General features: G+C 64.1%; 21 protein-coding genes. 4 read left to right on the top strand and 17 right to left on the bottom strand.

What is annotated here, in order from left to right; translation table 11 throughout:
- Positions 1-7: 7 nt before the first annotated feature.
- The 11 genes from DID98_RS27735 to DID98_RS27685 all read right to left on the bottom strand — a co-directional run bounded on the left by DID98_RS27735 (position 8) and on the right by DID98_RS27685 (position 9,569).
- On the bottom strand, positions 8-334 hold the full coding sequence (locus tag DID98_RS27735) for a DUF3613 domain-containing protein (protein WP_124571748.1): 327 nt from the start codon (positions 332-334) through the stop codon (positions 8-10).
- 20 nt (positions 335-354) lie between these two features.
- Positions 355-1,197, bottom strand: coding sequence for a tetratricopeptide repeat protein (locus tag DID98_RS27730; RefSeq protein WP_124571747.1), 843 nt, complete (start codon positions 1,195-1,197; stop codon positions 355-357).
- A gap of 18 nt (positions 1,198-1,215) precedes the next feature.
- Positions 1,216-2,208, bottom strand: coding sequence for a type II secretion system F family protein (locus DID98_RS27725; RefSeq protein ID WP_124488916.1), 993 nt, complete (start codon positions 2,206-2,208; stop codon positions 1,216-1,218).
- A gap of 4 nt (positions 2,209-2,212) precedes the next feature.
- On the bottom strand, positions 2,213-3,205 hold the full coding sequence (locus DID98_RS27720; RefSeq protein WP_124571746.1) for a type II secretion system F family protein: 993 nt from the start codon (positions 3,203-3,205) through the stop codon (positions 2,213-2,215).
- Positions 3,198-4,559, bottom strand: a complete 1,362-nt coding sequence (locus DID98_RS27715; protein WP_124522577.1) for a CpaF family protein — start codon at positions 4,557-4,559, stop codon at positions 3,198-3,200. Before DID98_RS27715 ends, DID98_RS27720 begins: the two co-directional genes overlap by 8 nt.
- A 3-nt stretch (positions 4,560-4,562) precedes the next feature.
- The gene (locus DID98_RS27710; protein WP_124571745.1) at positions 4,563-5,834 is read right to left on the bottom strand and encodes a fimbrial protein; all 1,272 of its coding nucleotides are present in this window, start codon (positions 5,832-5,834) and stop codon (positions 4,563-4,565) included.
- A 60-nt stretch (positions 5,835-5,894) separates the two neighbouring features.
- Complete coding sequence (locus DID98_RS27705; protein ID WP_124571756.1) at positions 5,895-7,226, bottom strand: type II and III secretion system protein family protein; 1,332 nt, start codon at positions 7,224-7,226, stop codon at positions 5,895-5,897.
- Between the two features lie 64 nt (positions 7,227-7,290).
- Positions 7,291-8,220: a Flp pilus assembly protein CpaB gene (gene cpaB / locus DID98_RS27700; RefSeq protein ID WP_124571744.1), complete on the bottom strand. Its 930-nt coding sequence runs from the start codon at positions 8,218-8,220 to the stop codon at positions 7,291-7,293.
- An 81-nt stretch (positions 8,221-8,301) separates the two neighbouring features.
- Entirely contained in the window at positions 8,302-8,772 is a 471-nt protein-coding gene (locus DID98_RS27695; protein WP_260428113.1) for a TadE/TadG family type IV pilus assembly protein, read from the bottom strand.
- Between the two features lie 26 nt (positions 8,773-8,798).
- Entirely contained in the window at positions 8,799-9,296 is a 498-nt protein-coding gene (locus DID98_RS27690) for a prepilin peptidase (protein WP_124571755.1), read from the bottom strand.
- A gap of 75 nt (positions 9,297-9,371) precedes the next feature.
- The gene (locus DID98_RS27685) at positions 9,372-9,569 is read right to left on the bottom strand and encodes a Flp family type IVb pilin (RefSeq protein WP_124571743.1); all 198 of its coding nucleotides are present in this window, start codon (positions 9,567-9,569) and stop codon (positions 9,372-9,374) included.
- A gap of 672 nt (positions 9,570-10,241) precedes the next feature.
- Here DID98_RS27685 and DID98_RS27675 point away from each other — a divergent pair.
- The 4 genes from DID98_RS27675 (at position 10,242) to DID98_RS27660 (ending at position 15,622) form a co-directional block, all read left to right on the top strand.
- On the top strand, positions 10,242-11,765 hold the full coding sequence (locus DID98_RS27675) for a collagen-like triple helix repeat-containing protein (protein ID WP_124571742.1): 1,524 nt from the start codon (positions 10,242-10,244) through the stop codon (positions 11,763-11,765).
- A 40-nt stretch (positions 11,766-11,805) separates the two neighbouring features.
- On the top strand, positions 11,806-13,164 hold the full coding sequence (locus DID98_RS27670; RefSeq protein WP_124571741.1) for a collagen-like triple helix repeat-containing protein: 1,359 nt from the start codon (positions 11,806-11,808) through the stop codon (positions 13,162-13,164).
- Positions 13,165-13,308: 144 nt separating this feature from the next.
- On the top strand, positions 13,309-14,994 hold the full coding sequence (locus DID98_RS27665; RefSeq protein ID WP_124571740.1) for a ShlB/FhaC/HecB family hemolysin secretion/activation protein: 1,686 nt from the start codon (positions 13,309-13,311) through the stop codon (positions 14,992-14,994).
- A gap of 166 nt (positions 14,995-15,160) precedes the next feature.
- Entirely contained in the window at positions 15,161-15,622 is a 462-nt protein-coding gene (locus tag DID98_RS27660) for a DUF2147 domain-containing protein (protein ID WP_124488928.1), read from the top strand.
- A gap of 103 nt (positions 15,623-15,725) precedes the next feature.
- On the opposite strand, the gene DID98_RS27655 is transcribed toward DID98_RS27660, so the two are convergent.
- The 6 genes from DID98_RS27655 to typA form a co-directional block, all read right to left on the bottom strand.
- Positions 15,726-16,166: a transposase gene (locus tag DID98_RS27655; RefSeq protein WP_124540745.1), complete on the bottom strand. Its 441-nt coding sequence runs from the start codon at positions 16,164-16,166 to the stop codon at positions 15,726-15,728.
- Positions 16,167-16,280: 114 nt separating this feature from the next.
- Positions 16,281-17,378: a cell division protein ZapE gene (gene zapE, locus DID98_RS27650; protein ID WP_124488906.1), complete on the bottom strand. Its 1,098-nt coding sequence runs from the start codon at positions 17,376-17,378 to the stop codon at positions 16,281-16,283.
- Between the two features lie 98 nt (positions 17,379-17,476).
- Positions 17,477-18,907: a dihydrolipoyl dehydrogenase gene (lpdA, locus tag DID98_RS27645; RefSeq protein ID WP_044846024.1), complete on the bottom strand. Its 1,431-nt coding sequence runs from the start codon at positions 18,905-18,907 to the stop codon at positions 17,477-17,479.
- A gap of 81 nt (positions 18,908-18,988) precedes the next feature.
- Entirely contained in the window at positions 18,989-20,266 is a 1,278-nt protein-coding gene (gene odhB, locus DID98_RS27640; protein WP_044846025.1) for a 2-oxoglutarate dehydrogenase complex dihydrolipoyllysine-residue succinyltransferase, read from the bottom strand.
- A 136-nt stretch (positions 20,267-20,402) separates the two neighbouring features.
- Positions 20,403-23,267 (bottom strand): 2-oxoglutarate dehydrogenase E1 component, encoded by a 2,865-nt coding sequence (locus DID98_RS27635; RefSeq protein ID WP_044846026.1) that lies wholly within the window; start codon positions 23,265-23,267, stop codon positions 20,403-20,405.
- A 316-nt stretch (positions 23,268-23,583) separates the two neighbouring features.
- The gene (gene typA, locus DID98_RS27630) at positions 23,584-25,410 is read right to left on the bottom strand and encodes a translational GTPase TypA (protein WP_044846027.1); all 1,827 of its coding nucleotides are present in this window, start codon (positions 25,408-25,410) and stop codon (positions 23,584-23,586) included.
- Positions 25,411-25,484: the final 74 nt, after the last annotated feature.

Genomic DNA, 25,484 nt, shown 5'->3' with positions numbered 1-25,484 from the left:
ATCTCGCTTACTGCGCACCCTGCACGCCACCCGACATGCCGCCGGACGAACCGAGCTGCGTGCTCATCGACTGCGGAATCTTGTTCTTGAACGAATCGAGATAGCGCTGATAAACGACCGATGCGACGTCGCCGAGCATCGGCTGCGTCGGTGCCGCTGCTCGATTGTCTCGTTGCATCGACAGCCACTCCTTCGTCGAACGGTCGACGTCGGATGCAGCCGGTGCCGTTCCCTGTTGCGCCTGTGCGGCTGCAGTGCCCATCGCCACGCCCATGATCGCGCTCAACACCGCGACGCGGCCCGCAAGCGTGTTTCGATAATGTTTATTGTTCATGTCGTTCCCCGCCTGTCTGTTCATTGTGCAAACCGTTGCAGCAGCGGCACGGTCTGGTCATAGCCGAAATTGTTTGCCATCGGCGTGATCGGTGCGGCCGCGGAGCGCCGCGACACCACCGGCGGAGTCGCGACCGCACGCTGCTGCGCACGTGCCGCGGCAGCGATTTTTGCGGCATCGCCGACGATGTCCTTGCGGATATCCGTCGGAAGATGCTGCTGGTTCATCAGCCGCTGCGCGTCCTGGGTGCGCCCGGCAGCAAGCAGATACAGCGCGAGGTTGCTGACGATTTTCGGGTTGCGTTGATCCAGTTCCGCCGCCTTCATCAGCGGTACCCGCGCGCCGACCACGTCGCCATTACGCAATTTCGCATAGGCGAGATCGGACAGCAGCGACGCGTCGGTCGGCGCGAGTTCGGACGCCTGCGTCAGTGCCTGAACTGCCTGACCGAAATCGCCGGCCGCACCGGCGATCAGCCCGAGCCCGCGGTAACCACGTGCGGCGAGCGGCGTCTTCAGCAACTGTGTGTATGCAGCCGCGCTCGCAGCCGGCTGCTCGGTCATGCGCAGCGCATCCGCGCGCAGCAAGATCGAGTCCGGCGACACGCCGTACGCCTTGTCGTATGCGTCGATGTGCGCAAGCGACGCGTAATAGAGACCCTGTGCCTGCATCCGCTGGATCAGACCGAGATACATCGCGGGCGTATCCGGCACCGCCTGTTTCTGGTCAGCCGCCTGAATCAGCGCCGCGCGTTCGGTCTGGGCACCGACGCCGTACCCGCTTTCCTTGGTCGCACACGCGGCAAGCAGCAGCACCGCCGTCGCCATACTTGCATGCCTCGCCACCCTGCTTATCCGCTTCATCGTCTTTCCTTCCAACCATCAATGACGCGCCGACAGCGCATGCGTCACTGCCAGAAACCCGGGGCCCGCCGTCACGATCAGCAGTGCGGGCAACAGCGTCAGGACCATGACACCCGTCATCTTCACGGTCAGCCGACCGATCCGCTCGCGCAGCATCGCGCGGCGCGTCTCGCGCAGCCGGTCGCCGAACTGCTTGAGCGGCTCCTGCACCGCACCGCCGTGCTTGTCGACCTGCACCATCAACCGGGCAATCGCGCGCAAGTCCTCGTTGTCGAACCCGCCGGACAACCGCTGCATCGATTGGTCGCGAGTGCGTCCCGCCGCAAACTGGCGCTGCGCGATTCCGACCTCGGACGACAGCACCGGCATCATCCCGCGGAAATCGTTCGTCACGACCTGCAGGCTCTGATCCAGCGACAGTCCGACGCCCTGTAACAGGCGCAGCATGTCGACGAACAGCGGCAGTTCATCGACGACGCTTTGGCGACGGGCGGCGGCACGGCGCTGCACGAATAGCTTCGGCAGCATGAAGCCGAGCCCGAATGCAGCGAACATCCCGACCATCCAGTAGCCGCCCTTCATTCGTCCACTTGCGAATATCGCGAACAGAAGCGGCAACCCTATCCCGCACGCGATCCGCGCGCTCAGGAACAGTCCGCGCGTGCGCGTGTCGACGTAGCCGCATTGCTCGAGAAGACGGCAATCCTCGTCCGCGACGATATGCTTGCCAACCCCGGTATCGAGCCAGCGCATCCCTGCCGCCGACAATCGTGCAAACAGTCGCTCGATGCGCTGGCGGCCGCGCGTGTCCGGCTTCGCGTCAGCGCTGTCATCCGCCGCGCTCCGTACCTTGGCCGCTTCGAGTGCTGCCATACGCTGGTCGAGCGCCGCGGCCAGCGCACGTTCGGCACGCGACGCGGCGCTCGCACGCAGCAACGCGACCACTCCAAACAACAGGACACCCAGCGCGCCGAGCGCCAGAGCAATTGATCCGATCTGAGTTGCCGTCATCGCATCACCTGAGTCGAGCCATTCGATACAGCCACACGCTCCCCGCAACCTGCAGCAGAAACGCGAAGATGAGAAGCGTGCGTCCGCCCGGATCAAGCCACATGCCTTGCAGATACTTCGGATTGTTCATCACGACAAAGCTGCCGATCGCGATCGGCAGCATCACGAGCACGAACGCCGACAGCCGTGTCTCCGCCGACATCGCCGTCAGTTCGCGTTCCGCTTGCTCCAGGTCGCGCATGAACACGGCCATGCGCTCGAGCATCACGTCCGCACGGCCGCCATATTTGACCGACAATCGCAGCACGGATCCGAGCAGTTCGAATTCCTTCGTCCGGTAGATCTTCGCGATATGAAGCATCGCGCGATCGATCTCGACACCCGTGCGCAACATCCGGGACACGTGGTCGAGACACCCCCGCAGCGGCTCCTCCGTCGTCAGCAGCGCTGCCTGGAATGCGGCCGGCACGCTGTTGCCGAGCGTCACCAGTCGCACGATCCCGTCGAGAAACGATGGAATCTGCCGGACGATTTTCAGTCGACGCCGCTGGATGCGCGATGTGAGCCAGATGCCGAAAATCGCGCTCCCGCAGACAAGCGCAGCGAAACACGCGAGCACGCCGCCGCGGCTGCCCGCGATTGCCGCAACCGTCACGAGAGCCGCCAGCGCGACGATCGCCTTGCCGCGTGCCCCTTCGATCCCGGCACGGTTCACGAGGTCGGTCAGATACTCCGTCGCCATCGCAAGCCAGTGCACCCAGAAAGCACCGGATGCCGCATTGCGCGCGCCACTGGATGACGACACGGCACGCGGCGCCGCGGATGCTGCCGGTCTTGCAGCCGGTGCCGCCGCGCGTGCGCCGGGCTCCAGCCGACTGTCGATGAAGCGCTTCGCATCAGTCCGCACGCGCCGGGTTTCCGCATGTCGCCACAGCATCAGTGCCGATGCCACGCACAGCATCGCGACCGCGAGCATCCAGATCGTTGCGCTATACATTGAAGCCCCCGCCGCGACCGAAACCGCCGCCGCCAAAGCCGCCGCCGAAACTGCCCAGGCCGCTGTTCGTCAGCGTCTGGCGGAAACGCGCGAGCTTCGGCGAATGCGGATGAATGCCCAGCGACTCCCAGTGATCGACTTCCTCGCCCTCCGGCGTGACGCGCGCTTCGTAGCGATACAGTTCCTGCGTCGCGATGATGTTGTCGGACAGCCCAGTCACTTCGGTGATCGACAGAATCCGGCGGCGCCCATTCGACAGGCGTCCGATCTGCACGATGAAGTCGATCGCGTTCGCGATCTGGCGACGCAGGCTCGATTCGGTCCCCTGGAAGCCCGCGAAGCCGGCGAGCATCTCGAGACGGTACAGGCACTCGCGCGGCGAACTCGCGTGCACGGTGCCCATCGAGCCGTCGTGGCCCGTGTTCATGGCCTGAAGCATTTCGAGCACTTCACCGCCGCGCACTTCGCCGACGATGATCCGGTCCGGACGCATCCGCAGCGTATTGCGCAACAGATCGCGAATCGTCACGACGCCACTACCGTCGAACCCGCCCGGCCGGCTTTCGAGGCGCACGACGTGCGGATGGTTCAGCGACAGTTCCGCCGTATCCTCGATCGTCACGACACGCTCGGCCTCCGGAATATGGAACGCGAGCGCATTGAGCAGCGACGTCTTGCCCGAGCTCGTGCCGCCCGACACGAGCACGTTGCAGCGGGCCTCGACCGCCGCCTCGAGCAATGCACCGATCTCTTCGTTGTACGTGCCGTTACCGAGCAGGTCCGAGGGCTTGAGCGGGTCCTTGCGGAATTTCCGGATCGACACGATCGGGCCGTCGATCGACAGCGGCTCGATCACGACGTTCACGCGGCCGCCGTCGGGCAGTCGCGCGTCGACCATCGGGTTCGATTCATCGAGACGGCGCCCGATCGGCGCAAGGATCCGGCGCACGATTCGCAACAAATGCGCGTTGTCGGTGAAGCGCACCGGCAGCTTCGCTAGGATCCCGTGACGCGACACGTACACGTCGTTGTAGCCGTTGATCAGGATGTCCTCGACCGCCGGATCCGCGAGCAGATCCTCGATCGGCCCGAAGCCCGCGAGTTCCTTCGTCAGCGCTTCCGCAATCGCCCGCACCTCGTTCTCGTTGAGCGGAATGCGGCGCAGGCGCACGAAGCTGTCGATCTCGAGATCGACGAACTGATTGATCGCCTGGCGCGACCATCGGCCGAACTCGGCGCCCAGCTCCTCGATACGCGTCAGCAGGTGCTCGTGCGCGGCATTCTTGATGTCGTGGAATTGCTGCGTCTGGGAGAACGGCGCTGCGCCGTCGGCAAATTGAATGTCGTGTGCCATCGGTTACGACCGCTTGGACGAAGGTTGAATGAAACGTTTGAGCGCGGACAGGCCGGGCGCCGCGCGCGACGCGCCCGCCATGCCCGATACGCCGGGCAACCGCGCGGCGAGGGATTCGAGTGCGCGCACATAAGGATCACGCTCTGCCGCATCGACGATGAGCCGCCCCTGGTTCGCCGCATGGCCGATCGGGACGCGGCGCGCGGGCAAGCTGCCGACCAGCGACAACCCGAGACGCTCGGCGATCTGTCCGGGCATCAGGCCCAGCGCGGGATCGTACTGGTTGACCACGAGCTTGACGCGATCGGTATCGACGCCCCCATCGCGCAACCCGGTGATCAGGTCGACGGCCGAAACGATCGATGCGACGCCTTGATCGCAAACCAGCCACGCCTCGTCGGCCGATGCGGCGATCTGCGTGACGAACTCGCGATTCGAGAACCCGCCGAGATCGACGACCTGCTGGTCGAAGAACGCGCGAAGGCGGTTCAGCAAACCGATGCATGACGCATAGGACACATCGCGCAACGCGCCCAGGTCCGGCGGCAGCGTCGTCAGCGCGACACCGCTCTGATGCCTCGTGAGTGCGGTGTTCACGAACGTGCGGTCGATGCGGCGCAGGTTCTGCACCGCATCGATGAAATGAAATTCGCAACGTGTGTTCAGAAACAGCGCGCCGTCGCCGGCCGGCAACCCCAGGTCGATCAGCGCGGTCTGGCGGCCGGCCGGCGCACCGCCGTCCGTGCCCGCCGCACCCGGCCCGAGTGCCCGCTTCTGAAGCCAGACCGCGAGGTTCGCTGCGAGCGTGCTGACCCCCATGCCCGCGCGCGCGCCGAGCAACGTGACGACCTTGCCGTGACGGCTCGTCGGCTCGCCGACGTGGGACAGCAATCCACGTGTCGTCCGCAGTGCATCCTCGGCCGATGCCGAGACGTCGATGAAATCGCGCACGCCCGCGCGCAGTGCGGCAAGCGTGCTCTCCGGCTGGGTGAGCGAGCCAAGTGCGACGATCGGCAACCCCGGATGTGCCGCGCGTACCGTGGCCGCAGCGACGCTCGCCGCTTCGCTGCGTTCGGAGAAATCGATGAACACGAGCGCCGGATTGAGCCCCGTGATGCGCTGCGCAAGCACGCCCGGCTCCAGCGACGCGGCCTCGACCGCACCGGCCGACACCAGCGTATCGGCCAGCCAGCGCACATGCGCTTCCTTTGTCGATGCGCAAACGAAGTAGTCGGTCACGGCGGGTTCACACAACGATTGGGTTCGTGCATTCATGTCGAACACCCCCGATTACGCAAGGCGTAGCAATGTGCCACGACGCGCAATGCCTCAGATTCATTTCGAAAATCCCGGTGCCGCATCCGGCGATGCCGCACCGCCCAGGTAGGATCGCCATACCGGCCCGTCGCGCTGCTCGGACAATTCGCCGGGCGTCGCAGGCAGCACCGCCCCCTTCGCAATCGGTGCGACGAGATGCGGTGTCACGATGATCAGCAATTCCTTGTCGTTCTGCTGGTAGTTCAGGTTCTTGAAGAACGTGCCGATGATCGGCAGGTCGCCGAGCAGCGGCACCTTGCTCACGTTCGACATCGTCTGGCGATCGATCAGGCCGCCGATCACGAAACTCTCGCCGTCGCCGAGTTCGACCGTCGTGTCGGCGCGACGCGTCGTGATGCCCGGCACGGCGACACCGCTGATCGTCACGCTGTTCACGAAATCGAGCTGGCTCGATTCCGGCGCGACCTTCAGCGCGATCCGGCTCGGGCTCAGCACCGTCGGAGTCAGCGACAGCCCCACACCGTATTGTTTCCACTGGATCGCGGTCGAGCCAAGCCCCTGCGGCGACGGCACCGGGATTTCGCCGCCGGCGAGGAAGCTGGCGCTCTGGCCGGACAGCGCGACGAGCGTCGGCTCCGCGAGCACGCGCGCCAGATTGTTCGCTTCGAGCAACGACAGGTCGGCGAAGATGCCGCGGCCTGCTGCATTCACGACCAGGTTGAATGCAGACGCAACCGGTGCGCCGAGCGTCGGAATATACCCGGCCGTACCCGGGCCTGACGCGCCGTTATACGACTGCACGCCGCCCGGCGAAAACGAGCCGAACGAAAAGCCGTTGCTCTGCTTGAAGAAGTTGAAGCCGACCTGCTTGAGCACCGAGCGGCTGAATTCCACCACTCGCACGTCGACCTGCACGACATTCTTGCCGGCCAGCGTCGAACGATCGATCACCGTGCCTTTCGGGCTCATGTTCTTGGCGACCGCCACGGCACGTTCGTGCGCATCGAGCGATGCCGACGTTCCCCGCAGCACCGACGTCCCGCCGTATGCCTTCACCTGCGGCGTCGAACCGTCGAGCACCGCTTGCGCAGCAGCATCGACGACTTCGACGCTCCACACCGTCGGCTCGTCGTGACCGCGCTCCCATAACATCACGTTCGTTGTACCCGGCGCTTTCGCAGTCAGCAGCACCGAACCGGAACGACTGCCCTTCATGATCAGCACGTCGGCGATCGCCGGATCGCCGACGGCAACCCGCTGCAATGCGTGGCCAGCGGAAATCTGCCGCTGCGTGCCGACCGCGAGTTCGATCGTGCCGCTCGCGCCTGCAATGGAGGCGAAGGTCAGGGTCCAGAGCGCAATCGCGAATGCAATCAGTTTATTTTTCATTGTTTGTTGGACCGTCGCACGGCCTTTACTTGTCGTCGCTGATATCGATGGCCATCGATGTTGTTCAATACGCAACCGATTCCGCCCGGCCGCCGCGGATCACCTCGATGCTGCCCCCGCCCCCGCCGCCGGGCCGCGTGGCGGGCGGCAGGCGCGACGGCAGTGGCGGCACGTTCACGTTGGCCACCGCGGTCCTCGACGTACCGGACAGTTGTTGCAGCGATACGCCGGCCGCAGCAAGCGCCGACGGCGACAGCTTGTTGTCCGTGCGCACCGCCACCGTCTGCATCGCAAGCTCGTCGTCGCGCGGATTGCGCAGTGCAAGCGTCAGGCGACCGCTCGCCTCGCCGAGTGTGAGTGCATCGACCTGCGCCGTCGGCACCGCGAGCACCGCGATGCGCGTGTTGCTCGGCTGACCGTTATTGCCGTTCGTGTTGCTGCCGCTGTCGCGCTCCGGCGTCGCGTCGCCGAACGACAGCACGCGCACCTTCGACATCAGCAATCGCGCCTGCGTCTGCGAGACTTCGCCGTCGAGCATCGAATTGCCTTCGCGCTTCAAATTCAGGAACACGTCGACGAAATTGCCGGGCCGCAATCTGTTGCCGACCGCATTGGTCTCGTCGACACGAACCGCAATCGCGCGCTCCCCCGGTTGAACGTCTTCGGCCAGCCCTGAAACCAGTGCGTCCGAGACGACCGGAGCCGATGCCGGGATATCTCTCGCCGGAACGCGACCGACCAATGCGGTCGGATCGGAAAACGCGCCTGTTGGTGCGGGTGCAGTCGGCTGGACCTTCAACCCGTCGGCAGCAATCGGTTGACCGACGGGCAGCGTGCGCGTGGCAACCACGACCGGCACAGGGTTGGCCGCAACGGCCTGCTGTGCCGGAACGACATGCGGTGCGCTACGTCCGAGCATCCATGCGTAGATTCCCAGCAGAACAGCAATCGCAATCAGCAGCCCCGCGATGATTTTTGTCAGGTTATTGGCCATGTTGGTATTGGAATGCTGGAAGCAGATTCTGGAGCGCAAATTCAGCGAGCCGACTGATTCAAATGGAGCAGACTCGCGGCATCAAAGCATGCTTGGGGTGACTTGTACCGTTGCACTGCCCTGCAATTGCGGCGGGGCAAATATAAACAGCCAAGGGATCAACGGCTTCGTCGCGTATGAATATGTCACCGTTACCATTACGTTGAACGTCGATGTTGCCGTAGGCACGAATACAGATGCATCGCAAGTCACGCCCGTTGCTGAGGTTGTGGACGGTGTCGATGTTGAAACCTGCGCGGAGAACTGAACATCCCCCCCCCACGGCGAACCGTTCAGCGCCTGCGTCACGGCCGTTCCCGCGTTCACTTTTAACCGGTCACACGGAGTCAGCGTGTAATTCAATACCGCACGCGCGCCTTCGGATGCAGCAAACGTCAGGCTCTGCTGAATGACGAAAATCAGCCCGAATGTGACGATCGCGTAGAAAATCAGGAAGAACAGCGGAAAAGTAAGGGCAACCTCGATTGCTGCCGCTCCTCGTTGACGCTCCAATCCGCACAACCGCAAGCGGCGAGCCCTCATATTCCCCTCTGCACCATAAGGTATCCAAGCCATCCAACCGCCGGCATCACGAGAAATGCGGCATAAGGCGTTGCGCGACGATTACCGACTACCATCGTCGGCATACCATGGCTAAACAATTCACCGACCGACATTCGGGATATAAACATCATGCCAAGCGCATGCACGCACGCAGCGATACTGGCCGCAATCCAGATCCACAACAACGCCTGCGTGCCGCACCATGCGCCCATCACGGCAAATATCTTGACATCTGCCGCACCCATTAATCGCAATGCAAAAAAAGGGAAAAGGCAAATCAAGCCACACAAGGCCCCGATGAGTGCCTGAACGAGCGAAACACCGAATGGATTTTCGTTTGCAAGCGCACATAACAACGCGCCAACCAAACCCGCGACAGCTAGCGAATTTCGAATACGCCGAAAACGAATATCACTGATCGCAACGAGTGCCGCCCAAGCCACGAACGCGCCCGCAAAAAACAAGGACTTCATATCGATCATCGATACAAGTGCAAGAAAGCGGTGAGCGAGTCAACAACCTCGTCGCTCACCGCCTTGGCGGGATGCTTATGGTGAACACTGGGCAGTAGCACCCGAAGCTGGCGATACGCAAAGCGCGATCTTATGGAACATGCCTTCGAGACCCGCCCCGATCGATGTAACGCTCGCCAGGATGACGACAGAAATCAATCCCGCGATCAGACCGTACTCGATCGCAGTAACCCCGCTCTCTTCCGTCAGGAAGCGCTTGATGAGTGCTTTCATTTTTGTTTCCTCGTGCCTGTATATACGTTTTTTGGCCTTTTATACGTCGTACGTCCCCGCATATCTGGCCGCTTGCCCCGCGTCGTTCGTCATCACGACTGCAACAACGACAACCGGGTGCGCTTTCTTTATAGTTCGCCCCGAGGGGCATGTATCACAATTTGATGCAAGTTAACATTCGCGATAGGAATCCTCCTCGAACGTCGTGTACCGATCTGTACATTTGCTTACATCTGACCTTAATCTTATCTCCGATCGCACCTGATTTCCAACCCCTTTTAGCGATCGCGATCGAAAATTTTCCGTAAGCACAGCGTATTTGTACGGCGTTTCGGTACGACTTACACATAGGACTTACGATAGGTTAGATGTGCACACCTAATCCACCAGTAAAACAGCCGGAGCGCCCGCCAGGCCTGCACGCCCGCCCACGTTACGCCGCACGCGTAACGCCAATGTTGTGACGTTACGTTACGAAACGGCCGAAACCGTTCTCATTCGACCGTTCTTAAACAGATTCAACAATCTTTCAGTTTGCCTAAATCCCTTTTCCGACAAGGAATTGCCCCGTTTAAAACCAATCGTCGAACCGTCGGCCATCGAAATGGCACGACAGTTGCAGAGTAATCCCCGCATCACTCAACACAACATCAGCTTCAATGCGAGGACGAAATGGACATTCAGGTTATCCCTCATGGCACGCTCCGGACGACTATGATCGCGGCCACCGTGGCAGCCATGCTTTCCCTCTCCGCGTGCGGCGGCTCCGGTTCCATCAGCAAGGGGCTCAGCGGAGGTTCCAGCTCGGGCGGTGGCGACTCCGTCTCGACGTCGGGCGGCGGCACCTCGGGCGGCACGTCCGGTTCGACGAGCGGCAGCACGTCGGGCGGCACCAGCGGCTCGACCAGTGGCAGCACGAGCGGCTCGACGAGCGGCAGCACCAGCGGAACGACGAGCGGAACGTCCAGCGGCACGAGCGGCACCTCCGGTGTGTCGTCGAACGCAGTGGGTCAGGTCCTCGCAAGCGGCAGCAATCTCGTCACCAATCTCGGTGGCACCGTGTCAAACCTCGGCGGCGTCGTCGCCGGCCAGTCGTTGCCCGGCGTCAACCCGGCCACGACGCAAGCGGCGGGCGGCATCATCCAGAACGTCGGCGGCGCGGTCACTGCACTCGGCAATGGCCTCGGCAACGGCCTCGGCCAGCTCGGCGCAACGAAAGACCCGGTCGGCGTCACGGTCGCCAGCACCGGCGGCGTGGTGAACCAGCTCGGCGGCGCAGTCACGCAGACCGGCAACCTGGTCACGAGCCTCGGCAGCGGCCCGTTGTCGCCACTCGCTCCCGTCACCGGCGCCGTCGGCGGCCTCGTGACGCAGGTCGGCAACGCGGTTTCGAACGGCGGCACCACGCTGTCCAACGTGCTGTCGACCGGCCCGATCCAGCAGGTCACGCAGACGGTCAGCTCGGCGATCACGCCGATCACGACGATGGTCGGTCAGACGACGCAGACGATCGGGACGGCCACCGGCCTCGGCGCCCCTGTCAACACGCTGCTCGGCACGATCGGCAACGGCCTGAACCAGGCCGGCGCGGTGATTGCGTCGACGGGCGGCAATCCCGTCACGACCGGCCTCGGCAGCACTGTCTCGTCGACCGGCAATACCGTGAAGGCCGTCGGCGGCCTGCTCACGGGCGCCACCGGCGGCGCGACCAACCCGCTCGCGCCGCTCACGGGCCTGCTCACGACCGTCACCGGCACGCTCGGCGGCGCAACGGGCGGTACGAGCGGCGGCCCGCTCGCTCCGGTCACCGGCCTCGTCTCCACCGTCACCGGCGCACTCGGCGGCGCAACGGGTGGCACGAGCGGCGGTCCGCTCGCTCCGGTCACCGGCCTCGTCTCCACCGTCACCGGCGCGCTCGGCGGCGCAACGGGTGGCACGAGCGGCGGTCCGCTCGCTCCGGTCACCGGCCTCGTCTCCACGGTTACCGGCGCGCTCGGCGGCGCAACGGGCGGCGCGGGCGGCAGCAACCCGCTCGCTCCCGTGACGGGCGCCGTGTCCGCGGTCACCAGCACGGTCGGCGCCCCGGCGCTGAGCGGCACCACGGGCGCCGTCACGAATTCGGGCTCGGGCTCGAACCCGCTCGCGCCTGTCACGTCGCTGATCGGCGGCCTGCTCGGCGGCACGCACGGCAAGTAATCGAACATCCATTCATCGACAAGACAGCGAGGAGTCCATCATGTCCCAGCAACGTTCCATCACGACGGCCGCCCTGCGCCAATGGCGCGCGCCCCTCACCGCTTTCGCCGCAGCGTGCCTGCTGGCCGCCTGCGGCGGCAACAGCGTCAGCACGCCGCCGACGAGCAGCAATGCCGGCAGCAGCAGCGGCACGAGCGGCACCAGTGGTACGAGCGGCACCAGCGGCTCGTCCACCGGCACCAAGGGCGCTGTCAGCACGATAGGCCAGACGGCAACCGACCTCGGCAGCACGGTCGGCAACATCAGCGTGCCCGGCCTCGGCGACGGCGTGACGAAGGGTGTCGGCAGCACCGTCTCGAGCACCGGCACGATCATCAACGCGGCTGCCGATGCGTTGAGCAACGGGCTGGGACAGACCGGCTCGATCAAGGATCCCGTCGGCACGACGGTCGCCGGCCTCGGGAACGTCGTGGGCGCGACGAGCAACACCGTGTCCGGACTGAGTTCGACGGTCAAGGCGCTCGGCACGGGTCCGCTCGCGCCGCTCGCCCCTGTCACGACGCCGGTCGGAACCGTGCTCGACACGGTTGCCAACGGCCTGTCGGCAGCCGGCACGACGATCGGTTCGACGCTGTCGTCGGGTGCCGTGCAGCAGGTTACGCAACCGCTCAGCTCGGCGATCACGCCGCTGGTGATCACCGCAGGCCAGGTCACGCAACAGGTCGGCACGACCACCGGCCTCGGGCAGCCCGTGTCGGGCCTGCTCGGTCAGGTCGGCGGTGCAATCAGCTCGGCGGGCACGAAGGTCGCAAGCACGTCTAACCAGCCGCTCGTCGGCGACGTCGGCCAGCTCGTCACCGCGGTCGGCAACACCGTGACCAACGCAGGCGGCCTCGTGAACCCGAACGGTCCGAACGGCGCGGCACCGATCCCCGGCCTGCTCACCAGCCTCGTCGGCAGCTCGACGGCTACGGTCCAGAACGGCACGTCGTCGGGTTCCGGCTCGACGAACCCGCTCGGCGGCCTGCTGTCCGGCCTCGGCTCGACGCCGCTCGGTTCGCTCACGGGTGCGGTCGGCGGCGCAACGGGCAGCTCGGGCAGCTCGGGCAGCAATCCGCTCGCGCCCGTCACGGGCCTCGTGTCGACGGTCACGGGCACGCTGGGCGGCGCAACGGGTGGTGCAGGCGGGGCAAACCCTCTCGCGCCCGTCACCGGTTTGCTGAATACTGTCACCGGAACAGTCGGCGGTGCAGCGGGAACCGGGGGTTCGTCGAGCCCGCTCGCACCAGTCACGTCGCTGGTCGGCAGCGTGACGGGTGCGGCATCGTCGGGCAGTTCGACGGGTCTGCTGGCACCGGTCACGGGGCTGCTGGGCACGCTGGGTAGCGTCGGCAAGTAAGGAGGACGATCGCGCCTTTGCAGCCGGAGCAGGAGGCGCGGCCGTACCAATACAACCGGCAATGCGGCACGCGGCGCGCGACACCCTGGTGTCGCGCGCCCGCATTAGAAAGAAGATGAAAAGCAAGGCCTACGAGGAAGAACAATGAAATCCAGACTCGACAGATGGATGATGCTGCTCGCTATCGCGGCAGCAGGCACGGCACATGCACAAACGCGCGCGGCTGGTAACCCGCTCGATTCCCTCCCCCAGATCAACGCACCACAGAAAGGCCCGAGCGTCACCGTGCAGGTCGCGCCGCAGGCACCGCAACTGCAGGAATTGCTGTCGCGGCACCTGACGCCGACGACGTTCCAGGTCGACGGCGTGAAGTCGGTGCCGTTCGACGAGATCTCGCGTCGCTTCACGCCCCTCGTCGGCAAGGACATCACGATCGGCGAGCTGATCGAAACCGCCAACGGCGTGACCAAGCTGTACCAGGATCGCGGCTATGCGCTGTCGTTCGCGTTCATTCCCGCGCAGACGTTCGAGAACGGCGTCGTGCGCGTCACGGTCGTCGAAGGCTATGTGTCGGACGTCAAGGTGACCGGCAAGCCCGGCGCGATGGAATCGAAGATCCGCGCGATCGCCGCGCACATCACGGCCGATCGCCCGCTGCGCCGCGCGACGTTCGAACGCTACGTGAACACGTTTGGCCTCCTGCCCGGCGTGTCGGTGAAGGCCAATGTGCCGCCGCCGCAGACGACCGACGGCGCAACGACGATCGAACTGGCCGTCGACCGCAAGGCATTCAACATCAGCACCGGCATCGATTTCAATCACCCGGGCGTGCAGGGGCTCATCACCGCAACGGAGAACGGCCTCACGTCGTTCGGCGAGCAATTGAGCATTTCCGCGCTGGTGCCGCCCGGACGCGACAAGCAGACCTACGTCGCATTCAGCGGTGCCGTGCCGGTCGGCAGCAGCGGCCTGGTCACGCGCCTCGACGCCAGCACGTATCGCGGCAAGCCGACCGACAACCCGGGCCTGCCGTCGACCGTCGAGCGCACCGTCAAGAACGAGAAGCTCGGTCTTTCGGCATCCTATCCGTTGCTGCTGAACAACCAGCGCAGCCTGCTCGGCACCGTGTCGGGCTATGCGTCGCACAACGAAGACCGCTACCAGAACAAGATCAGCGGCAACAGCATCGATACACGCTCGCAGGTCCGCGTGCTGCAGATGCAGCTCGACTATACGAGCGTATCGGCCAAGCAGGTACAGAAGCTGAGCGTGAACGTCGCGAAGGGCTTCAACATTCTCGGCGCGTCGAAATCGCAGGACATCACGATCGGCTCGAACACGACGTCGGTGGACAGCCCGATCTCGCTGACGTTCGTGCGCACCGGCGCGACCTTCACGCAGACCAACGAATGGCCGTTCAAGATCGGCACGTCGGTCTCGCTGACCGGCCAGTACAGCCCCGACTCGCTGCCGACGTCGGAGCAGATCTCGTTCGGTTCGACACGCTATGCCCTCGGCTACCAACCCGGCGAAACGTCGGGCGATTCGGGCTGGGGAATGTCGCTGGAGGTCAACCGCGGGTTCACGCCGGGCTGGACGTACATGAAATCGATCACGCCGTACATCGCGTACGACATGGCGCGCGTGTATCTGCATACCGGCACGCCGTCGCCGAGCCGCCTGTCGTCGGTCGGTATCGGCGTGCGGTTTACCGACAGCCGCTACTACAGTCTCGACCTGAACATCGCGAAGCCGGTCGGCGATGCACCGGTTGAAAGCGCATCGCGCAGCCCGCGCGTGAATGCCGCGTTCTCGTATCAGCTCAACTGATCGGTCACCAAACAGCCTGCGTCTCGCGGGCCGTTTGGATTAGAACCCCCTCTATCAAACGCAGCGTGCGGTTTCACGTATTCTGGCAAAGCTCGCAACATGCCACCGCCCCATGCAGACGGTCGTGCGGGCACATCGAACACGACATGAAACAAGGAGGAAGACGATGATTCAACTGACCCGCCCGTTGCGCGCGCTGGCCGTCGCAAGCGCCCTGCTCGCTTGCGCCGCCCCAACCTTCGCCCAGGCCGACAGCCCCGTCGGCATGTGGCAAACGATCGACGACAACACGCATCAGCCGAAGGCGCTCGTACAGATCGCCGACGACGGCGAAGGCTCGCTGTCGGGCAAAGTCGTCAAGGGCCTCGGCGCCAATGACACGCCCGATCGCCGCTGCACCGCATGCACGGACGAGCGCAAAGATCAGCTCATCAAGGGCATGACGATCATCAAGGCGATGAAGAAGGACGGCGATCACTGGGACGGCGGCAACATTCTCGACCCGGAGAACGGCAAGGTCTACAAGTGCAAGATGTCGCTCGAAGACGGCGGCCAGAAGCTCGTCGTGCGCGGCTATATCGGCGTATCGCTGCTCGGCCGGTCACAGACCTGGGTTCGCGCACAATGACGCAACGCGCGTCGACACGCTCGACGCGATAAAAAAATCGGCCTGCGACGACGTCGTCAGGCCGATTTTGTTTTGACGCCGACGTGCATGAAACCGATCGACATCACGCTGCGCGCTTCAGCGCATCCGCCGTGTAGCTGCGCGGTGCGCGATAGACCGGCGCCACGGCACTGCGCACAGCTGCCGCCTTCGATTGCGTGTGCTTGCGCATCCGCGTGGCCAGCTGGTCGCACAGATTCGCGCCTGCGTCGCCATACAACGCGTGCATCACCTGCCGCAGCGTGCCGGTCTCGTGCCAGACCTTGAAACGGCGGTGGCAGGTTTGGTACGAGGGGTAACGACGCGGCATCGCGGACCAGGTCGCGCCGCTATAAATGACCCACAGCACGCCGTTCAGGACGGCGCGTGTGTTGGCCAATGGTCGGCCGCGCAACTCGGTGCGCGGCTGCATTTCGGGAAAAAACGGCGCGACGCAGCGCCACTCATGGTCGGTCAGATCGCGGTACGGTGTCATGGATATCTCCAGCCTTGGGAACCATGACACAACGATATCGGCTGACCTCGACCGTGAACATAAGACAAGTCCGAAAATACCCGGAGATTGCGGGAATTTGACCGGAATTGACCTTTGAAGCCCGCCGCTCGCCGGCAACCGCGATCAGGTCAGCGAAGTATCGACGATACGACGCGGCGTTTCGAGGTATTCCTTCGACTGCATCTCGACGATCCGCGACACCGTGCGCGTGAACTCGTTCGCCATCGGCCCTTCGACGTACAACTGCTCCGCCGGCACCGCCGCGGACATCAGCAGCTTGACCTTGTGGTCGTACAGCACGTCGATGAGCCAGGTGAAGCGTCGCGCCTCGGACGCCATCCGCGGCGACATCTGCGGCACTTCCGACAGCACGATCGCATGGAAGCGGCTGGCAAGCTCGAGATAGTCGTTCTGTGAACGCGGGCCGCCGCACAGCGTCGCGAAGTCGAACCAGACGACCCCGTCGGCCTTGCGCAGCGCCTTCAACTCGCGCTTCTCGATATGCAGGAGCGGGCTTTCGTCCGGCACCGCGGCGAGCTTCGCGAACGCATGACGCAGTTCGCGATCGGCGTCCGCGCCGAGCGGCGTGTGGTACATCTGCACCTGCGCCAGCGTGCGCTGACGATAGTCGACGCCCGCGTCGACGTTCAACACGTCGAGCTTTTGCTTGATCAGCGCGATCGCCGGCAGCATGCGGTCGCGATGCAGGCCATCGGGATACAGATCGTCGGGATCGTAGTTGGACGTCATCACGAACTGCACGCCGTTGTTGAAGAGGCGATCGAGCAGCCGGTACAGGATCATCGCGTCCGCGATGTCCGACACGTGGAATTCGTCGAAACAGATCAGCCGGTAGCGCTTCGCGATGCGCCGCGCGAGTTCGTCGAGCGGATCGGCCTGCCCTTTCAGCTCCTCGAGTTCGCGGTGGACTTCACGCATGAATTCGTGGAAATGCAGGCGCGTCTTGCGCTGCACGGGCACCACCGCATAGAAGCTGTCCATCAGGAAGCTCTTGCCGCGGCCGACGCCGCCCCACATGTAGACGCCGCGCGGGAGGTCCGGATGATTGATGAGCTTCTTGAACGCGTTCGAGCGACGCGCCTTGTACTCGACCCACTCGTCGAAACAGCGCTGCAGGCGATCGACGGCCGCGCGCTGGGCGGGATCGGACTGATAGCCGCGCGTGGTCAGTTCGCGCGTGTAGTATTCGGTGACGTTCATCGGGCAAACCGGAAAGAACGAAGGCGAGCGGGAAACCCCGCCCGCCTTCGTCATGAGACGGCTGCACCGGCCAATGGCCGGCCGGCGCTATACCGCGCTCAGCTGTTCAGCGAGCGCTTGTCGACGGCGAGCGCCGCTTCGCGCATCACTTCCGACATCGACGGGTGCGGATGGCAGATGCGGGCGATGTCTTCCGACGCCGCCTTGAACTCCATCGCCACCACGGCTTCCGCGATCAGGTCCGACGCGTTCGCGGCGATCACGTGCACGCCGAGCAGTTCGTCGGTCTTCGCGTCCGCGATCATCTTCACGAAACCGTCCGGCGCGTTCATGCCGAGCGCGCGGCCGTTGATCGAGAACGGGAACTTGCCCGACTTGATCTCGCGGCCTTCGGCCTTCAGCTGCTGTTCCGTCTTGCCGACCCATGCGATTTCCGGGTACGTGTAGATCACCCACGGAATGCAGTTGTAGTCGATGTGCGGCTTCTGGCCGTCGATCACTTCCGCGACCAGCACGCCTTCGTCTTCCGCCTTGTGCGCGAGCATCGGGCCGCGCACCACGTCGCCGATCGCGTAGACGTTCGGCACCGCGGTACGGCAGTGGTCGTCCACGTCGATGAAGCCACGCTCGTTCGCCTTCAGGCCGATTGCCTCGAGGCCGAGGTTGTCGGTGTTCGGCACGCGGCCGACCGACACGATCAGGCGGTCGGCGTCGAGCGTCTGCGCGTTGCCGTCCTTGTCCGTGTAAGCGATCGACACGCCGTCGGCGGTCGTCTTCACTTCGCCGATCTTCACGCCGAGATGGATGTCGAGGCCCTGCTTCTTGAACAGCTTGGCCGCTTCCTTCGCGAGCGCTTCGTCGGCTGCACCGAGGAATGCCGGCAGCGCTTCGAGCACCGTCACTTCGGCACCCAGGCGACGCCACACCGAGCCGAGCTCGAGGCCGATCACGCCTGCGCCGATCACGGCGAGCTTCTTCGGCACCGAGTCGAACGTCAGCGCACCTTCGTTGTCCGACACGATCTTGTTGTCGACCGGGATACCCGGCAGGTGACGCGCCTTCGAGCCCGTCGCGATGATCACGTTCTTCGCGGTGACGACTTCGGTTTCACCCTCGCCGCTCACTTCGATCTGCACGCCGGCATCGGTCTTGCCGGTGAACTTGCCATGGCCCTTCAGCCAGGTGATCTTGTTCTTCTTGAACAGGAACTCGATCCCGCTCGTCATTTTCTCGACGATCGCATCCTTGCGGCCGAGCATCTTCGCGACGTCGATCTTCACGCCGTCGACCGTGATGCCGTGGTCGGCCAGGTGATGCGACGTGTTCTCGAACTCTTCCGACGAGGCGAGCAGCGCCTTCGACGGGATGCAGCCGACGTTCAGGCAGGTACCGCCGAGCTTCAGCGCGCCGGCCGGGTTCTTCCACTTCTCGATACAGGCAACGGTCTTGCCGAGCTGCGCGGCGCGAATCGCGGCGATGTAGCCGCCGGGGCCGGCGCCGATCACGACGACGTCAAATTCCTTGGACATGACAATCCTTTCTACTTGTACGCCCGCACGCTCGCGCAAGTGCGCGAGCGTGCGGGGCGGGTCAATGCAGTGAGACTCGGCTTACAGGTCGAGCAGCAGGCGTGCCGGATCTTCCAGCGCATCCTTCATCGCGACGAGCGACAGGACTGCTTCGCGGCCGTCGATGATGCGGTGGTCGTACGACAGGGCCAGGTAGTTGATCGGACGGATCACGATCTGGCCGTTTTCGACAACCGGGCGTTCCTTCGTCGCGTGCACGCCGAGGATGGCCGATTGCGGCGGGTTGATGATCGGGGTCGACAGCATCGACCCAAACACGCCGCCGTTCGAGATCGAGAACGTACCGCCCGTCATTTCCTCGATCGACAACTTGCCGTCCTTCGCCTTCTGGCCGAATTCGGCGATCTTCTTCTCGATCTCGGCGAGGCTCAGCTGATCGGCGTTGCGCAGGATCGGCACGACCAGGCCGCGCGGCGAACCGACCGCGATACCGATGTCGAAGTAGCCGTGGTAGACGATGTCGTTACCGTCGATCGACGCGTTCACCAGCGGGAACTTCTTCAGCGCGTGCACGGCCGCCTTCACGAAGAACGACATGAAGCCGAGCTTCACGCCATGTTCCTTCTCGAACTTGTCCTTGTACTTGTTGCGCAGTTCCATGACCGGAGCCATGTTCACTTCGTTGAACGTCGTCAGGATCGCGTTGGTCTGCTGCGACTCGAGCAGACGCTCGGCGATACGCGCACGCAGGCGCGACATCGGCACGCGCTGTTCCGGACGATCGTTCAGCCACGTCGCTGCCGATGCCGGCACCTTCACTTCCGGCAGCGCCGGCTTCGCAGCAGCGGCCTTCGCCGGTGCGGCGGCCGGAGCAGCCTTCGGTGCGCTGCCTGCGGCCAGCGCGTCGCCCTTCGTGACACGGCCGTCACGGCCCGAACCTGCGACGTCGCCTGCCGACAGGCCCTTCTCGGCCAGCAGCTTCGCTGCGGCCGGCGATGCGGCGGCCGAGCTCGACGCGGTCGCGACGGCCGGCTGTGCTGCCGGTGCGGCTGCAGCAGGGGCTGCCGCCGGCTTCACTTCGGCGGCGCCTGCCGCTGCTTCGGCAGCACCTGCCTTCGCTTCGGTGTCGATCGTCGCGATGATCTGGTCGGCGACCACGGTGTCACCGTCGTTCTGCAGCACTTGCGCGAGCACGCCCGCGGCCGGTGCCGGCACTTCGAGCACGACCTTGTCGGTCTCGAGTTCGATCAGGATTTCGTCCTGCGCGACTGCTTCGCCCGGCTTCTTCTTCCACTGCAGCATGGTGGCTTCCGAAACCGACTCCGAAAGCTGGGGGACTTTGACTTCTACGATAGCCATGTGATTTTCCTGGATGCTTAATCTGGGGTATGACGAGGTTCATGCGATTCCTTCGGCCGGTGCGGCGCGCGACGCGCCCGGCAGGCCAAAAGAGACGGGAAAGCGCAGTGCGCCTTCCCGTTTCGCTTGACGTCGGTTATTTCGCGATCGATGCGCTCTTCAGGCGGCCGAATGCACCTTCGATGAGGGCCTTCTGCTGCTCGTAGTGCTTCGCGTAGTAGCCAACCGCCGGCGAGGCCGAAGCCGGACGGCCGCTGTATGCCAGCTTCTGCCCTTCCTTCATGCCTTCCTTCAGGTGGTGCTCGACGTAGAACCAGGGACCCTGGTTCTGCGGCTCGTCCTGCACCCAGACCACTTCAGTCGCGTTCTCGTACTTCTTCATTTCGGCTTCGAACTGCTTGTGCGCGAACGGATACAGCTGCTCGATACGGATGATCGCGACGTCGTTCGCCTTCGCTTCGCGGCGATGCGCGACGAGGTCGTAGTACACGCGGCCCGAGCAAGCCAGCACGCGCTTGACCTTCTTCGCGTCGATGCCGCCGTCGGTTTCGCCCAGCACCGGCTGGAACGAACCCTTCGCGAGTTCCGACAGGTCCGACACCGCTTCCTTGTGGCGCAGCAGCGACTTCGGCGTGGCGACGATCAGCGGCTTGCGGAACAGGCGGATCATCTGGCGACGCAGCAGGTGGAAGATCTGCGCCGGCGTCGTCGGCTGGACGACCTGCATGTTGTGATCGGCACACAGTTGCAGGAAACGCTCGATACGCGTCGACGAGTGTTCCGGACCCTGGCCTTCGTAGCCGTGCGGCAGCAGCATCGTGAGACCCGACACGCGGCCCCACTTCACTTCGCCCGACGAGATGAACTGGTCGATCACGACCTGCGCGCCGTTGACGAAGTCGCCGAACTGCGCTTCCCACAGCACGAGCGTGTTCGGCTCGGCGGTCGAGTAACCGTATTCGAAGCCCAGCACAGCTTCTTCGGACAGCACCGAGTCGATCACCGTGAACTTCGCCTGACCGTCGGCGATGTTCTGCAGCGGCACGTACGTGCCGTCGTTCCAGCGCTCGCGGTTCTGGTCGTGCAGCACCGCGTGACGGTGCGTGAACGTGCCGCGGCCCGAGTCCTGGCCCGTCAGGCGCACCGAGTAGCCCGATGCGACGAGCGACGCGAACGCGAGGTGTTCGCCCATGCCCCAGTCGAGCGGCTGGTCGCCGCGCGCCATGTTGCGGCGGTCGTTGATCACGCGCTCGACGAGCGGGTGAACCTTGAAGTTTTCCGGGACCGTCGTGATGCGTTCGCCCAGGCGCTTCAGTTCGGCGAGCGGCACGGCCGTGTCGGCTGCGTCCGTCCACTTGCGGTTCAGGAACGGAACCCAGTCGACCGCGTACTTGCTCTTGTAGTTCGACAGGACCGGATCGACGGTGTGGTGGCCGTCGTCCATCGCCTTGCGGTACGCCTTCACGTAGTTGTCGGCGTCTTCCGCGGTGATCACGCCCTGCTGCACGAGCTTCTCGGCATACAGCGCACGGGTGCCCGGGTGCTGCGCGATCTTCTTGTACATCAGCGGCTGCGTGACCGCCGGCGTGTCCTGCTCGTTGTGACCCAGCTTGCGGAAGCAGACGATGTCGATCACGACATCCTTGTGGAACTGCATCCGGTAGTCGATCGCGATCTGGATCGCGAGCACGACGGCTTCCGGATCGTCACCGTTCACGTGCAGCACCGGCGCTTCGATCATCTTGACCACGTCGGTACAGTACAGCGTCGAGCGCGCATCGCGCGGGTCCGACGTCGTGAAGCCGATCTGGTTGTTGATGACGATGTGCAGCGTGCCGTGCGTGCCGTAACCGCGCGTCTGCGCGAGGTTCAGCGTTTCCATCACGACGCCCTGGCCGGCGAAGGCCGCGTCGCCGTGGATCTGCACCGGCAGCACTTGCAGGCCGTCTTCGTCGCCGCGACGGTCCATCCGCGCCTTCGCGGAACCTTCGACCACCGGGTTCACGATTTCGAGGTGCGACGGGTTGAACGCGAGCGACAGGTGGACCGGACCGCCTTCGGTCGACACGTCCGACGAGAAGCCCTTGTGGTACTTCACGTCACCGGCCGGCAGGTCGTCGACGTGCTTGCCTTCGAATTCGGCGAACAGGTCGGCCGGCATCTTGCCCAGCGTGTTGACCAGCACGTTCAGACGGCCGCGGTGGGCCATGCCGATGATGATTTCCTGCACGCCGCGCTTGCCCGCGTGCTGGACGACTTCGTCCATCGCCGCGATGAAGCTTTCGCCGCCTTCGAGCGAGAAGCGCTTCTGGCCGACGTACTTGGTGTGCAGATAGCGCTCGAGGCCTTCCGCTGCCGTCAGGCGATTCAGGATGTGCTTCTTCTTGTCGATCGAGAAGGACGGCGTCGCGCGGGTCGATTCCAGGCGCTCCTGCCACCAGCGCTTCTGCTCCGGATCGCTGATGTACATGTATTCGGCGCCGATCGTGCCGCAATACGTGTCACGCAGGCCCTTGACGATGTCGCGCAGCGAAGCCTGGTCGAAGCCGAAATACAGGTTGCTTGCGCTGTACGTCTGGTCGAGGTCGCCTTCGGAGAAGTCGTAGAACGCGGGTTCGAGTTCGGGAATGGCGGGACGTTCGCGACGCTTCAGCGGATCCAGATTGGCCCATTGCGAGCCGAGGAAGCGATATGCGCTGATGAGGGACTGGACGTGGACCTGCTTGCGCGCGGTCGCCAGATTGCTGGTGCTTTCGCGCGGGATGAAGGCATTGGCCTTCGCGCGCTCGGCGAACGATTCGACGATCGGAAAATGAGCGACGTCATTGGCATTCGAGCCGTCGGTTGCAGGCACGTTCTGCAGCGCGTCGAAATACTCTCGCCAGTTCTCCGGCACCGATGCCGGATTGTTGAGGTATGCATCGTACAGTTCTTCAACGTACGAAGCATTGCCGCCGAACAGATAGGAGTTCAGCTGAAACTGCTTCATTACATCTGACATTTTACGCTCACCTTTCTTCGAGCTTCTCGAGAAATAGCGGGTTACTCAACCTTCCGCGACACGGCCTGACCGTTTAGCGGATTGCGAATCAAGTCTTGCTTGGAAGGACCTAAAACTTGCGTGCGCGCAGCATATCACAGAACCGTTACCGAAGTTCACGACGAAATGTGCCCGAAAGCACCGCGTGACGGGGTTTTGCCGGATTGCCACGACCCGCGGGAACAGTGTTTTGCAGCCCGCCCGATTGCGCATCGCGCAGATGCAAAAAAGGCCGCCCGAAGGCAGCCTTTTTCATCATGCAAGGGAACGATCGAACTTAGTCGACCGCGCCTTCGCGGCTCGCGCGGCGACGCTCGTGCTCCTTCAGGAAGCGCTTGCGCAGGCGGATCGACTGCGGCGTCACTTCCACGAGTTCGTCGTCGTCGATGAATTCGACCGCGTATTCGAGCGACATCTGGACCGGCGGCACGAGGCGCACGGCTTCGTCGGTGCCCGACGCGCGCACGTTGGTCAGTTGCTTGCCCTTGATCGGGTTCACGACGAGGTCGTTGTCGCGGCTGTGGATGCCGATGATCATGCCCTCATACAGCGCATCGCCCGGCTTCACGAACATGCGGCCGCGATCCTGCAGCTTCCACAGTGCGTAGGCGACCGCGGCGCCGTCATCCTGCGAGATCAGCACGCCGTTGCGGCGCTCGAAGACCGAGCCGTCCTTGACCGGTGCGTACGAGTCGAAGATGTGGCTCATCAGGCCCGTGCCGCGCGTGAGCGTCAGGAATTCGCTCTGGAAGCCGATCAGGCCACGTGCCGAGATCTTGTATTCCAGGCGCGTGCGGCCGCGGCCGTCCGATGCCATGTCGAGCATTTCGCCCTTGCGGCGACCGAGCTCTTCCATCACGCCGCCCTGGTGCTCGTCTTCGACGTCGACCGTCAGCAGCTCGTACGGCTCGTGGCGCACACCGTCGATTTCCTGCATCACGACGCGCGGACGCGACACGGCCAGCTCATACCCTTCACGGCGCATGTTCTCGACGAGAATCGTCAGGTGCAGTTCGCCGCGGCCCGACACTTCGAACACCGTTTCGTCGCCCGTGTCCTTCACGCGCAGCGCGACGTTGTGGTTCAGTTCCTTCATCAGGCGGTCGCGGATCTGGCGGCTCGTCACGAACTTGCCTTCGCGGCCTGCCAGCGGCGACGAGTTGACGAGGAAGTTCATCGTCAGCGTCGGTTCGTCGACCGTGATCATCGGCAGCGCTTCCGGCGTGTCGACCGCGCAGATCGTCGCGCCGATGCCGACGTCTTCAATACCGTTGATCAGCACGATGTCGCCGGCTTCAGCCGACTCGACCTGCACGCGCTCGAGGCCCTTGAACGACAGCACCTGGTTGATCTTGCGGTTCAGCACGTCGCCTTCCGGACCGAAGCGCATCACGACCGGCTGGCCCGGCTTGATGCGGCCGCGCGTGATGCGGCCGACGCCGATCCGGCCGACGTACGTCGAGTAGTCGAGCGACGTGATCTGGAGCTGCAGCGGCGCTTCCGGATCGGCCGGGCGAACCGGCACGTGCGCGAGGATCGCCTCGAACAGCGGGCGCATGTCGCCTTCGCGGGTCGCCGGATCGAGCGACGCATAGCCGTTCAGGCCCGATGCGTAGACGATCGGGAAGTCGAGCTGCTCTTCGGTCGCGCCGAGCTTGTCGAACAGGTCGAAGGTCTGGTTGATGACCCAGTCGATCCGCGCGCCCGGACGGTCGATCTTGTTGACGACCACGATCGGCTTCAGGCCGAGCGCCAGCGCCTTCTTCGTGACGAAGCGCGTTTGCGGCATCGGGCCCTCGACCGCGTCGACGAGCAGCAGCACCGAGTCGACCATCGACAGCACACGCTCCACCTCGCCACCGAAGTCCGCGTGCCCCGGCGTGTCGACGATGTTGATGTGCGTGCCTTCGTATTCGACCGCGCAGTTCTTCGCGAGAATCGTGATCCCGCGCTCTTTTTCGATGTCGTTCGAGTCCATCACTCGCTCGGCAATCTGCTGGTTCTCGCGGAAGGTGCCGGACTGGCGGAGCAGTTGGTCGACGAGCGTGGTCTTGCCGTGGTCGACGTGAGCGATGATGGCGATATTGCGAAGGGCGCGGGTCATAGAAACCTGGAAATCGTTGAACGCGCAAACGCGCACGCTCGTCAGTCACCGGGACACGTGCGCGCGCGTTGCAG

The sequence above is a fragment of the Burkholderia sp. Bp8984 genome (genome assembly GCF_003853755.1).
Classification (GTDB): domain Bacteria; phylum Pseudomonadota; class Gammaproteobacteria; order Burkholderiales; family Burkholderiaceae; genus Burkholderia.
This window is presented reverse-complemented; position numbering and strand designations above follow the sequence as displayed.